This is a genomic window from Xanthomonas sp. WHRI 6106, from assembly GCF_040202405.1.
Lineage (GTDB): Bacteria > Pseudomonadota > Gammaproteobacteria > Xanthomonadales > Xanthomonadaceae > Xanthomonas > Xanthomonas cannabis.
This window is the reverse complement of sequence record NZ_JBEGFC010000009.1, coordinates 78,898-90,739: the sequence shown is the minus strand read 5'-3', so window position 1 is coordinate 90,739 and position 11,842 is coordinate 78,898. Positions and strand designations below refer to the sequence as shown.

Below are 11,842 nucleotides of genomic sequence, written 5' to 3'. Positions count from 1 at the left end.
CCCGCGGGGTGCATGCGCCGCCCGGTTGCAGCGGCCAGGCATGCCGGCCTGCGGCGGAGGGGCGCGCCCGTGACCAGGTCTGCAGTGTTGCAGGCAACCATTGGACCGTCATGAGGACGCGGCGGCGTACGCCGCGTCAGCACCTGCGCGCTGGCCTCACCGGCCGGTCTTGATCTCGGTCCACAGCCGTGTGTACAGGCGGTCCACCTCCGGCGAGTTGATCGCGTAGGTGAACATCCGGGCGGTCACCTCCGGCGGCGGATAGATGGTGGGGTCGTTGCGGATCGCCGCATCCACCAGCGGCGTGGCGCTGCGCACCGGGTTGGCGTAGTGGATGAAGTTGCTGTTGGCCGCGGCCACCTCGGGCGTGAGCAGGTAATTGATGAAGGCGTACGCATTTTCAGGATGCTTGGCGTCCTTGGGGATGGCCAGCATGTCGAACCACTGCGGCGCGCCTTCCTTCGGAATGGCGTAGGCCACGTTGACGTTGTTGCCCGCTTCCCTGGCGCGATCGCGCGCCTGGATGATGTCGCCCGACCAGCCCACCGCCAGGCAGGTATTGCCGTTGGCCAGCGAGGTGACGTACTGGCTGGAGTGGAAGTTCTGCACGTACGGGCGGATGGTCTTGATCAGCGCGGCGGCCTTCTCGATCTCGGCCGGCACCGTGCTGTGCGGATCGAGCCCGAGGTAATTGAGCGCGATCGGAATCATGTCCGAGGGCGTGTCCAGGATGGTCACCCCGCAGTCCTTGAGCCTGGACAGATTCTCCGGCTTGAACACCAGATCCCAGCTGTTGGCGACATCGGTGCTGCCGAAGATCGCCTTGAGCTTGTCGACGTTGTAGCCGATGCCAGTGGTGCCGATCATGTACGGCACGCCATAGGCATTGCCCGGATCCTGCGCGGCGATGCGGCGCATGATGTCCGGGTCGAGATTGGCCAGGTTGGGGATCTTGCTTTTGTCCAGCGGCAGGAACACACCCGCCTGGATCTGCCGGCCAAAGAAATTGAGCGTGGGCACCACCACGTCGTAATCGCTGCCGCCGGCGAGCAACTTGGTTTCCACCATCTCGTCGCTGTCGAACACGTCGTAGGTGACCTTGATGCCGGTGCTCTTTTCGAACGCGGGAATGGTGTCTTCGGCGATGTAGTCGGAGTAGTTGTAGACGTTGAGCACCTTGGCCTGCGCCTCAGCCTTGCCCGCGGCGCCATCGCCGCCGCAACCGGACAGCAGGGTGAGGGACAGCGTCAGGGCGAGCAGTCGCAGCGTCATGGGAGGTCTCCGGCACGGTGGGGCGGTCCGACGCGGGGCCGGTCTGGCGCCAGACTACCCACCGTGCCCGAGTTTGCCCAGCGGCTGCGGCGGGCATTCGCGCCGGGCAGCGGGAGTCATTGCTCGCCGTCCGCCGGCGAGCCCGAGGCCGCGATGCCGTACGGCGGATCGACATGCCGGTCTCCACATTGCCGTGGCAACGCGCGTCGGGGCGCACCGATGCGTTGGTGGCAGGTCGCCATCGCTTACCTGCCCAACGCATGCGCGGTGTCATCCAGCGCCGCCCAGGCCTTGTGGAACAGCTCGTCCACCTGCTCGCAGGTGATGATCAGCGGCGGCGACAGCAGCATGGCGTCGTAGGTGGCGCGCAGGATCAGGCCGCGGCGCAACGCAAAGTCACGGCAGAGCGCACCGACGCGCCCACGCCCTTCGAAATACACCCCACGCTGCCGCTTGTCCGGCACCAGCTCCAGCGCCCCGATCAACCCGGCGATGCGCGCCTCGCCCACCAGACGGTGCTCGCCGAGCTCGGCCCAGCGCTGCGCAAGATACGGCGCAATCTGCGTGCGCGCGGTGTCCACGATGCCGTCGTCCTGCAGCAGGCGCAGGTTCTCCAGCGCCACGGCCGCGCACACCGGATGCCCGGCATACGTGCCACCGTGCGCCAGCTCGCCGCCTTGCGTCTTGAGCACGCCGGCCACGCGATCGTTGAACATGGCTGCCGCCAGCGGGATGTAGCCGGAGGTGATGCCTTTGGCCAGCGTCATCACATCGGGCTGAAATCCGAAATAGTCCGCACCGAACCAGGCGCCGGTGCGCCCGAACCCGCAGATCACTTCATCGGCCACCAGCAGCACGTCGTAGCGCCGGCAGATCCGCTCGATGTCCGGCCAGTAACTGCGCGGCGGGATATACACGCCGATCGCGCCCATGATCGGCTCGCCGATAAAGGCGGCGACGTTATCCGGCCCGAGCTGCAGGATCGTGTCTTCCAGACGACGCGCAGCGACTAAGCCGTAGTCTTCCGGGTCCATCTCCCCGCCATCGCCGAAGTGATACGGCGGCGTAATGTGGTGGATATCCGGAATCGGCAAGCCGCCCTGCTTGTGCATGCCTTGCATGCCGCCCAGGCTGGCCCCGGCCATGGTGGTGCCGTGATAGCCATCATGGCGGCCGATGAAGATGCGTTTTTGCGGCTGCCCCTGCACCGCCCAGAAATGCCGGACCAGGCGCAGGATGGTGTCGTTGGCCTCCGACCCGGAGTTGGCGAAGAACGCGTGATTCAGATCACCGGGTGCCAGCTCCGCCAGCTTGGACGCCAACTGGATGGTGGGTTCGGTGGTGCACTGAAAGAAGCTGTTGTAGTACGCCAGCTGCTCCATCTGCCGCGCCGCCGCCTGTGCCAGTTCGGTGCGTCCATAGCCGACATTGACGCACCACAAGCCGCCGAATGCATCCAGCAGTCGGTTGCCATCGGCATCCCACACGTACACGCCCTCACCGCGCGTCAGGATGCGCGTGCCCTTCTGCGCCAATGCCGCGTTGTCGTTGAACGGATGCAGATGATGGGCGGCATCGAGCTGTTGCAAGGTCTTCAGTGCCTGCGGATCCATGGCCACTCCGGCTGCGGGGTCCATGCAGTCTATGGCCGATCGGCCGGACCCAAAGGTGCTTTCGTTGCACGCGCCAAACTCCAGGCGAGGAAACACGCAGACGGGCGCGCGCAATGTCAAATGCGCGAGGCGTCAGGCATCGTCATACGCCGTACCCTCATCCGCCCTTCGGGCACGGTCTCACCCATATAGGGGAACAATGTCCCGGCGCGAGAAGGGAACAGCGCAGGCGAAGCGCCTTACACATTCAACAACAGGAACTCTCGCTCCCACGAGCTGATCACCCGAAAGAACGTTTCGTATTCCTTGCGCTTCACCGAGATATAGGCGCGCACGAAGCGTCGCCCCAATATCTCCTGCAACGCATCGCAGCCTTCCAGCTCATCCAGCGCCTCACCCAGCGAGCGCGGCAGATCGTAGCCCTGCTCCTTGCCGTTGCTGCTGATCGGCGCGGTCGGTTCGAGCTGCTCGGCAATCCCCAACAACCCGCACGCCAGGGTCGCCGCCATCGCCAGATACGGGTTGGCATCGGAACCGGCGAAGCGGCTTTCCACCCGCATGTTCTGCGGTGCATCGATCGGCACGCGCAGCCCGCAGGTGCGGTTGTCGAAGCCCCACAGCACATTGCTCGGCGACACCTCGCCGAACATCAGCCGACGGTACGAATTGACGTTGGGCGCCAGCAGCCCCATCGCCATCGGGATGTATTTCTGCAAGCCACCCAGATAATGCGCAAAGGTGTCGCTGAAGCCGCCCTCGCGCTTGCCGCTGAACACGTTCTTGCCGGTGCCGGCGTGCAGCAGGCTCTGGTGGATATGCATCGCGCTGCCCGGCTCGGTCTCCATGGGCTTGGCCAGGAACGTCGCATACACGCCATGCCGTAGCGCCGCTTCGCGCATGGTGCGCTTGAACAGGAACACCTGATCGGCGCGCGACAGGGCATCGGCATGGGTGAAATTGACTTCCAGCTGCGCGGCCCCGGACTCGTGAATCAAGGTGTCCACGTCCAGCTCCATCGCATCGCAGTAGTCGTACATCAGGTCCAGGATCGGGTCGAACTCGTTGACCGCGTCGATCGAATACGACTGCCGCGCGGTTTCGGGGCGGCCGGAGCGCCCGGCCGGCGGCAGCAGCGGGAAGTCCGGGTCGGTGTTCTTCTGCACCAGGAAGAATTCCAGCTCCGGCGCCACCACCGGTTGCAGCTTGCGCTGGGCATAGGCATCGAGCACGCGGCGCAGCACGTTGCGCGGGGCCAGTTCGTGCGGCTGCCCGTCCTTGGTGTAGCAGTCGTGGATCACCTGCGCGGTGGGGTCGGCGGCCCACGGCACCATGCGCACGGTGGAGGCATCCGGGCGCAGGTGCATGTCCGAATCCGACGGCGAGGTCAGCGCGTAGTAATCCTCCGGAAAATCGCCGGTGACGGTGGTGGCGAAGATCCCCTCCGGCAGCCGCGTGCCGTAGTCGTGCGAGAACTTGTCGGCGGGAATGATCTTGCCGCGCGCATTGCCGGTGATGTCCGGCACCAGGCATTCCACCTCGGTGATGTGGCGTTCCTTGAGCCAGCGCCGCAGCGCGCTCTCCGGCTGCTTGGGCGTGGCGGTGCGCGAACGGGTGCGGATGGACATGCGACCTCACTGACCGCGTTGAGCGGCGTAACGGCGACAGGCCTCGCCGAAGGCCTGAAAGATGGCACGGTAGAACGGATGCTGTGTGACACGCCATTCCGGGTGCCACTGCACGGCCAGCAGGAACCCCGGCCCGGCACCGCGAAAGGCTTCGACCAGGCCATCCGGCGCGGTCGCTTCGACCACCAGTCCGTCGGCGAGCGTGGCAATGCCCTGCCCGTGCAGCGAATTGACCAGCACCTCCGACCCGGAATGCATGCCGGCCAGCCAACCGCCCGGCTGCAACTGCACCGGATGGGCCGGGCCGTATTGCGCCTCCAGCGCGGCGCTGCGGTCTTCGCGGTGATCGGCCAGCCCCGGCACGGCATGCACGCGTTGATGCAGGCGCCCGCCGAGCGCGACGTTGACTTCCTGCAGGCCGCGGCAGATCGCCAGCAGCGGCAGGCCGCGTGCCAGCGCCTGCGAAATCAGCGCCAGGCTGGTGGCATCGCGCGCCGGGTCGTGCGGATTGCCCTCCCAGCTGGCCTCATCGCTGTAGTGGTGCGGCTCGACGTTGCTGACCGCCCCGGTGAGCAGCAGGCCATCCAGCCGGTCCAGCCAGGCGCTGGCGTCCAGGCTCGGCCGCAGGCTGGGCAGCAACACCGGCATGGCACCGGCGGCGTCCACCACGGCGCGGATGTATTTTTCGCCAGCGGCCAGGAACGGATGCGGCCCATGCAGGACGCGGTCGGTCGGCAGCCCGACCAGGGGAACGACAGCCATGCAGACATCCCGATGCGGTGTGTTGAACGGCAGATGCGCTCGAACTTACCGCGCCACCGCCGCCATTGCCAGGGCCGCTGCTTCGCCGGCCGGCGACCGCTCACGCCTGCTTTGCTAGGCTGGCCAGCGACCTCGCAGGTAGTGCCCATGGCTTCCGAGAACTCCGTCGCGTCCCTGCCCGCTGCCGACGCCGCCACCCTGGCGCGCATCACCGGCTGTACCTCGGTGGATCTGTTGTTGCCCGACACCAACGGCGTGCTGCGTGGCAAGCGCGTCACCGCCGATGCACTGGGCAAGGTCTATCGCGATGGCGTGTGCCTGCCGATGTCGCTGATCGCCACCGACATCACCGGCAACACCGTGGAAGAGACCGGGCTTGGCTACGCGATCGGCGATGCGGACCGCATCTGCCGGCCGATTACCGGAACGCTGCGTCCGGTGCCCTGGGCGCCGCAGCCGATGGCGCAATTGCTGCTGGCCATGCACACCCCCGATGGCGGCCTGTTCGAGGTAGCTCCGCGCGCGGTGCTGCAGCGTGTACTGGCCGGCTTCGCCGCACGTGGCCTTACGCCGGTGGTGGCGGTGGAGCTGGAGTTCTATCTGTTCGACACGGTGCCCGATGCCCAGGGGCGCCCGCAGACCCCGCGCGACCCGGTCACCGGCGCGCGCAGCGACAGCACCCAGGTGTATTCGCTGCAGGATCTGGACGAGCAGCGCGGCTTCACCGATGCGGTGACGGCCGCCTGCCGGCAGCAAGGCATCCCGGCCGACACCGCGGTGGCCGAATATGCGCCGGGCCAGTTCGAGATCAACCTGCAGCACCGTGCCGATGTGGTGGCGGCCTGCGACGAGGCCGTGTTGCTCAAGCGCACCATCAAGGCCATCGCGCAGCAGCAGGGCAAGCTCGCCAGCTTCATGGCCAAGCCCTTCCCCGGCCAGGCCGGCAGCGGCCTGCACCTGCATGTGAGCCTGCTCGATGCGGACGGCAACAACCTGCTCGCCGGCCCCGCCGACATGCCTGCCGGGCCGCTGCGCCATGCCATCGCCGGGTTGCAACGGCATGCGCAGGCGTCGTTGCTGCTGTTCGCCCCACATGCCAACAGTTACCGGCGCTTCGTCAGCAATGCGTTCGTGCCGCTGGATGCCAGCTGGGGCTTCAACAACCGCACCGTGGCGCTGCGCATCCCGCACAGCGACGCGCCCAACACCCGCATCGAACATCGCATCGCCGGCGCCGATGCCAACCCGTATCTGGCCGCAGCGGCGGTGCTGGCCGGCATCCTGGACGGCGTGCAGCGACCGGCCGAACCTACCCCCCCGGTCATCGGCAACGCCTATGCGCAGGGCGTGTTCCAGCCGCGCACCTGGCAGGGCGCAGTCGATGCGTTCCTGGGCAGCGAGTTCATCCAGGCGCAGTTGGGCAGCCAGTTCCAGCACGTGTACGGCCAGCAGAAGCAACGTGAGCTGCTCGACTACCAGGCGCTGGTGCCGGACATCGATTACGCCCGGTACCTGCGCGTCGTGTGATGGCCAGGCCGGACGCCGCCGTGCCGCAGACCAGGACGCCGGACGGGTATCCGGACAGCTGGTATGCGCGCAGCGCGCCGGCGCTGCCCGCGCAACCGCGCCTGCGTGGCGCCCAACGCGCGGACGTGTGCATCCTGGGCGCCGGTTATACCGGCCTGACCGCGGCGCTGGCGCTGGCCGAGGCCGGTTACCAGGTGAGCGTGCTGGAGGCCCGGCGCATCGGCTGGGGCGCCTCCGGACGTAACGGCGGCCAGGCCATCGTCGGTTACGGCTGCGAGCAGGACACCCTGGAAGCGCTGGTCGGCGACGCCGATGCGCGCCTGCTGTTCGATTTCTCGCGCGAGGGCATGCGCCTGTTGCGCCAGCGCATCCAGCGCCACGCCATCGCCTGCGACTGGCGCGACGGCCATGCCCACGTCCCGCTCAAGCCGCGTCAGGCGCGCGCCTTGCAGCACGGCATCGTGCGCATGGCCGAGCGCTACGACTACCCGCTGCAGTGGTGGGACCGCGCACGCACGCGCGCGGTACTGGACAGCCCGCTGTACCTGGGCGCGATGTTCGACCCCGCCAGCGGCCACCTGCACCCGCTGGCCTATGCGTTCGGGCTGGCGCGTGCAGCGCTCGCCGCCGGGGTGCGGATCTACGAAGACTCGGCGGTGACCCGCCTGGACCAGGGCGCCCGCGTCACCCTGCACAGCGCCGAAGGCAGCGTGAGCGCCGCATTCGGCGTGATTGCCGGCAATGCCTTGCTGCAGGGCCTGGCGCCGGCCCTGGAGCAGCGCATCATGCCGGTGGGTACCTACGTCGGGGCCACGCCGCCGTTGGGCCAGGCACGCGCGCGCAGCCTGATCGCCAACGACATGGCGGTGGCCGACACCAATTGGGCGCTGGACTACTACCGGCTCAGCGCCGACCACCGCCTGCTGTTCGGGGGGCGTGCCAGCTACTCCGCGCGCCCGCCGCGCGGCCTGCAGCACCTGATGACGCAGCGCATGCACACCGTGTTCCCGCAGCTGCGCGACGTGCCGCTGGAGACGGTATGGGGCGGCTATGTGGACATCTCGCGCAACCGGGCGCCGCACTGGGGCCGGCTCGCGCCCAATCTGTACTTTGCGCAAGGCTTCTCCGGCCACGGGGTGGCCGCCACCGGCCTGGCCGGCCAGGTCATCGCCGAGGCGATCGCCGGCCACAGCCAGCGGCTGGATGTCTTTGCGCGCATCCCGCATCGCCGCTTCCCCGGCGGGCAGCGGCTGCGCACACCGCTGCTGGTCGCGGCGATGAGCTGGTACCGGCTGCGCGACGCGCTGTGGTGAGTGTTCCTGCAACGCCGCCGCACGGGCAGCGACACAGTGCTCAAGTTTTGGCGAGCAGAGCCGTTAGCTGATCTGACGGTTCGATCCATACGGCCAGCCGATGTCCCCAGGTACCCTCCATCGCAACAGTGAAAGTGCAGTCCTGCCGCAGCGCGTGTTGCTGGTGGAGAACTCGCGCACGTTCACCAGCATGCTGCGCGAAGCCATCGAGCAACGCGTGGAACTGCCGGTCACGGTCGTTTCGACCCTGGCCGAAGCCGCGCGCGTGCTCGACGAAGAGGATGGCTGGTTTCTGGTCCTGACCGGCCTGGTGCTGGTCGACGGCGACCGCGACAAGGTCGTGGAATTCTTTCTCTCGCGCAACCTGCCGACCGTGGTGGTCAGCGGCGTCTACGACGAAGACCTGCGCCAGCGCGTGCTGCAGCAGCAGATCATCGATTACGTGCTCAAGAACGCGCCCGGCAGCATCGAATACCTGGCCTGGCTGGTGCAGCGACTGGAGCGCAATCGCCGCATCGGTGCGTTGGTGGTGGACGATTCGTTGTCCGCACGCACCTACGCCGCCGCGCTGCTGTCGATGTACGGCTACCGGGTGGTGCTGGCGGCCGACGGCGCGGCCGGGCTGGAAGCGATCGAACGCGATCCCGGCATCCGCCTGACCATCGTCGACCAGGAAATGCCCGGCATGGAAGGCGTGGAATTCACCCGCCGGCTGCGTGCGATCCGCTCGCGCGACAAGGTGGCGGTGATCGGCATCTCCGGCAACAGCGACTCGTCGCTGATCCCGCGCTTTCTGAAGAACGGCGCCAACGACTTCTTGCGCAAGCCCTTTTCGCGCGAGGAATTCTTCTGCCGGGTCTCGCAGAACGTGGACCAGCTGGAACTGATCGGCACGCTGCAGGATCTGGCCACGCGCGACTTCCTCACCGGCCTGCCGAACCGGCGCTACTTCCTGGAGCAGAGCCAGCGGGTGATTCCCAAGCTGCTGTCGCAGGACCAGTCGGTGACCGCGGCGATGCTCGACATCGATCACTTCAAGCACATCAACGACACCTGGGGCCACGAAGCCGGTGACCAGGCGCTGCGTGCGGTGGCGGCCTCGGTGTCCGGACATGCGCGCCCGCAGGACCTGGTGGCGCGCTTCGGCGGCGAAGAATTCTGCCTGCTGGTGCCAGGGCTGGATGCGGCCAATGCCACCAGCTACTTCGAAACCCTGCGCGAACGCATCAGCGCGCTGCGCGTGCGGATCGGCGAGGACACCCTGAGCATGACGGTGAGCATCGGCGTATGCATTGCGACCGAAGGCGAGCAGTCACTGCATCACCTGTTGAACGAAGCCGACAAGCATCTGTATCTGGCCAAGGCCGGCGGCCGCAACCAGGTGCGCCTGGCGAGCTGATCCCGCCTTGACCACAGGCCCGGGCGGCGCCTGCAGATGACGCGCTTCACCAGCGCCTTGATCCAGATCAACGCGCTGTCGGCGCGCGCGGCCTAGCCTGTGCCCATCGCATTGGGCAAGGTACTTCGATGGCACTGCTGGTCTGGCAGGACGACCTCAACACCGGGATCGAGGTCATCGATCACCAACACCGGCGCATCGTGGACATGATCAATCAGTTGCACATGGCGCACACCAGCCTGCAGCGCCTGGCCGTGGCCGAGGTCATCGACGAGCTGATCGACTACACCCTGTCGCATTTCGCGTTCGAAGAAGAATTGATGCAGGAGGCCGGCTACCCCTTCAGTCTGGCGCACGCGCGCGTGCACCAGGTCTTCGGCAAACGCGTCGGCGACTATCGGCTGCGCTTTCAATCCGGCGAGGACGTCAGCGAAGACCTCCGCAACATGCTCTCGCGCTGGTTGTTCAACCACATCCGCGGCGACGACCAGGCGTACGCGCCGCAGGTCATCGCCCATCTGAACCAGTTCGCGCGCACCCACCAGCACGGCAGCTGGCTGGGACGTACCCTGAAGCGGATCTTCCGCTAGCGATCCTTCCGTCGGCGCGCGCCTGCGCGCGACGAGACGGTCTCGCTGGACTCCAGCGCGCACCAGCACGCCCTATGCGAACGGCGTGCGCTGCATCGTCCCGCGACGCGATCGCCGCGCGACCATCAACGCCAGCAGGCTCAGCACCGCGGCGGCGCCCAGATAATGACCTACCGCCTGCACGCCGTAGCGTGCGGCCAGCTGCGTGGCGACATACGGTGCCGGCGCCGCGCCCAGGATGCTGGCCAGATTGAACGACAACGATGCGCCGGTGTAGCGCACCTCGGTGGGGTACAACTCCGCCAGCAAGGTGCCGCATGGGCCGTAGGTCAACCCCATGAAAAAGAAACCCAGCGCAAGAAAGGCCAGCACCTGCAACGGGTGACCGGCCTGAAACAACGGCGCGAACGCCAGGCCGAAGGCGATGATGGCGATGCTGGCCAGCATCATCGCCAGCGGCGCGCCATGGCGGTCGCCGAACCTGGCCGACACTGGAATGCCGGCGGCAAAGAACACGATGCCGGCCATCTGCAGCAACAGGAACTGTTCCTTGTCGTAGCCCAGCGTCTTGGTGCCGTAGCCCAGCGCAAACACGGTCATCAGATAGAACAGCACGAAGGTAGCAAACGCACCCAGCGTGCCGATGATCAACGCCGGCCAGTGCCGCGAGAGCACCGCACCCAGCGGCAGGCGCACGCGCGTCTTGCGATCCAGCGCCCGTTGGAAGTCAGGGGTTTCGGTAATGCTCAGGCGCACCCACAAGCCGGTCAGCACCAACAACGCGCTGGCCAGGAACGGAACGCGCCAGCCCCATGCCATGAAGGCGGCATCGTCCAGCACCGCGCCCATACCCAGAAAGGTACCGGTGGACAACAAGAACCCCAGCGGCGCACCCAGCTGCGGAAACATGCCGTACCACACGCGCTTACCTGGTGGCGCGTTTTCGGTGGCCAGCAGCACCGCCCCGCCCCATTCGCCGCCCAGGCCCAGGCCCTGACCGAAGCGACACACCGCCAGCAGCGCGGGCGCCAGCACGCCGATCTGCGCGTAGCCGGGCAGCAGCCCGATCGCCACCGTGGACAGGCCCATCGTCAACAAGGCCGCCACCAGCGTGGCCTTGCGCCCGACCCGATCACCGAAATGCCCGAACACCGCCGAGCCCACCGGCCGCGCGATGAAGGCCACCGCAAAGGTCGCCAGCGACTGCAGCATCGCCGCACTGCCATCGCCGGCCGGAAAGAACAACGTCGGGAACACCAGCACCGCAGCGGTGGCATAGATATAGAAATCGAAGAACTCGATGGTGGTGCCGATCAGGCTGGCAAACAGCACGCGCGCAGGCGAATTGGTCGGTGTGGCGAGCGGCGCAGCGGCAGTCATCGTGGGTCGGCATCCATGGAACGAGACGGCCGATTCTGGCAGATCGGGGCAACGCTTTGCGCAGGCAAACCGGCTGGTAAAAAGTTACAGGCGTGACCGACGGGGCTGTGGATCGCGTCCTACTCGTTTTGAACCAGATGTGTTCGGCCAAGTGTCCGGCAACGCGTCGCCGGAGACCGTCACCTGCTTGACCTGCAAGGTGCGAGGTCTTCGCGTTTGCTGCAGGGCCCTTGCCCGCCCGCCATCGCAGGACACGCTGCAAGTACGTCCTTGTAGCTTTGGCGCGGCATCCATGCCGCGCAAGGTCCTGCGACGGTGGGCGGGCAAGGACCAGTTGGGTTGGTCGTTCTGCACAGCTTTC

9 protein-coding genes are annotated in these 11,842 nt (G+C 67.0%); 4 read left to right on the top strand and 5 right to left on the bottom strand.

What is annotated here, in order from left to right:
• Positions 1-156: 156 nt before the first annotated feature.
• From ABQZ09_RS13875 to ABQZ09_RS13860, 4 genes are all read right to left on the bottom strand, one after another.
• The gene (locus ABQZ09_RS13875; protein WP_349777155.1) at positions 157-1,272 is read right to left on the bottom strand and encodes a polyamine ABC transporter substrate-binding protein; all 1,116 of its coding nucleotides are present in this window, start codon (positions 1,270-1,272) and stop codon (positions 157-159) included.
• 245 nt (positions 1,273-1,517) lie between these two features.
• Positions 1,518-2,885 (bottom strand): aspartate aminotransferase family protein, encoded by a 1,368-nt coding sequence (locus tag ABQZ09_RS13870; RefSeq protein WP_349777154.1) that lies wholly within the window; start codon positions 2,883-2,885, stop codon positions 1,518-1,520.
• A gap of 239 nt (positions 2,886-3,124) precedes the next feature.
• The gene (locus tag ABQZ09_RS13865; RefSeq protein WP_047693463.1) at positions 3,125-4,510 is read right to left on the bottom strand and encodes a glutamine synthetase family protein; all 1,386 of its coding nucleotides are present in this window, start codon (positions 4,508-4,510) and stop codon (positions 3,125-3,127) included.
• A gap of 6 nt (positions 4,511-4,516) precedes the next feature.
• Positions 4,517-5,272, bottom strand: a complete 756-nt coding sequence (locus ABQZ09_RS13860) for a gamma-glutamyl-gamma-aminobutyrate hydrolase family protein (protein WP_228314599.1) — start codon at positions 5,270-5,272, stop codon at positions 4,517-4,519.
• Between the two features lie 147 nt (positions 5,273-5,419).
• On the opposite strand from ABQZ09_RS13860, the gene ABQZ09_RS13855 reads away from it, so the two are divergent.
• From ABQZ09_RS13855 to ABQZ09_RS13840, 4 genes are all read left to right on the top strand, one after another.
• Complete coding sequence (locus ABQZ09_RS13855) at positions 5,420-6,799, top strand: glutamine synthetase family protein (protein WP_228314598.1); 1,380 nt, start codon at positions 5,420-5,422, stop codon at positions 6,797-6,799.
• Complete coding sequence (locus tag ABQZ09_RS13850) at positions 6,796-8,112, top strand: NAD(P)/FAD-dependent oxidoreductase (RefSeq protein ID WP_349777153.1); 1,317 nt, start codon at positions 6,796-6,798, stop codon at positions 8,110-8,112. Before ABQZ09_RS13855 ends, ABQZ09_RS13850 begins: the two co-directional genes overlap by 4 nt.
• Before the next feature lie 100 nt (positions 8,113-8,212).
• Positions 8,213-9,511 carry a diguanylate cyclase gene (locus ABQZ09_RS13845; protein ID WP_039407869.1) on the top strand — a complete coding sequence of 433 codons (1,299 nt, stop codon included), beginning with the start codon at positions 8,213-8,215 and terminating at the stop codon, positions 9,509-9,511.
• A 128-nt stretch (positions 9,512-9,639) separates the two neighbouring features.
• The gene (locus tag ABQZ09_RS13840) at positions 9,640-10,101 is read left to right on the top strand and encodes a bacteriohemerythrin (protein WP_349777152.1); all 462 of its coding nucleotides are present in this window, start codon (positions 9,640-9,642) and stop codon (positions 10,099-10,101) included.
• Between the two features lie 72 nt (positions 10,102-10,173).
• Here the strand turns inward: ABQZ09_RS13840 and ABQZ09_RS13835 are convergent, their stop codons facing one another.
• Positions 10,174-11,481 carry an MFS transporter gene (locus tag ABQZ09_RS13835; RefSeq protein WP_039407873.1) on the bottom strand — a complete coding sequence of 436 codons (1,308 nt, stop codon included), beginning with the start codon at positions 11,479-11,481 and terminating at the stop codon, positions 10,174-10,176.
• Positions 11,482-11,842: the final 361 nt, after the last annotated feature.

What these genes read in the sequence shown, in the direction of transcription:
- ABQZ09_RS13870 (WP_349777154.1), bottom strand. Translation starts at nt 2,885, where the DNA reads ATGGATCCGCAGGCACTGAAGACCTTGCAACAGCTCGATGCCGCCCAT.
- ABQZ09_RS13855 (WP_228314598.1), top strand. Translation starts at nt 5,420, where the DNA reads ATGGCTTCCGAGAACTCCGTCGCGTCCCTGCCCGCTGCCGACGCCGCC.
- ABQZ09_RS13865 (WP_047693463.1), bottom strand. Translation starts at nt 4,510, where the DNA reads ATGTCCATCCGCACCCGTTCGCGCACCGCCACGCCCAAGCAGCCGGAG.
- ABQZ09_RS13840 (WP_349777152.1), top strand. Translation starts at nt 9,640, where the DNA reads ATGGCACTGCTGGTCTGGCAGGACGACCTCAACACCGGGATCGAGGTC.
- ABQZ09_RS13875 (WP_349777155.1), bottom strand. Translation starts at nt 1,272, where the DNA reads ATGACGCTGCGACTGCTCGCCCTGACGCTGTCCCTCACCCTGCTGTCC.
- ABQZ09_RS13835 (WP_039407873.1), bottom strand. Translation starts at nt 11,481, where the DNA reads ATGACTGCCGCTGCGCCGCTCGCCACACCGACCAATTCGCCTGCGCGC.
- ABQZ09_RS13845 (WP_039407869.1), top strand. Translation starts at nt 8,213, where the DNA reads ATGTCCCCAGGTACCCTCCATCGCAACAGTGAAAGTGCAGTCCTGCCG.
- ABQZ09_RS13860 (WP_228314599.1), bottom strand. Translation starts at nt 5,272, where the DNA reads ATGGCTGTCGTTCCCCTGGTCGGGCTGCCGACCGACCGCGTCCTGCAT.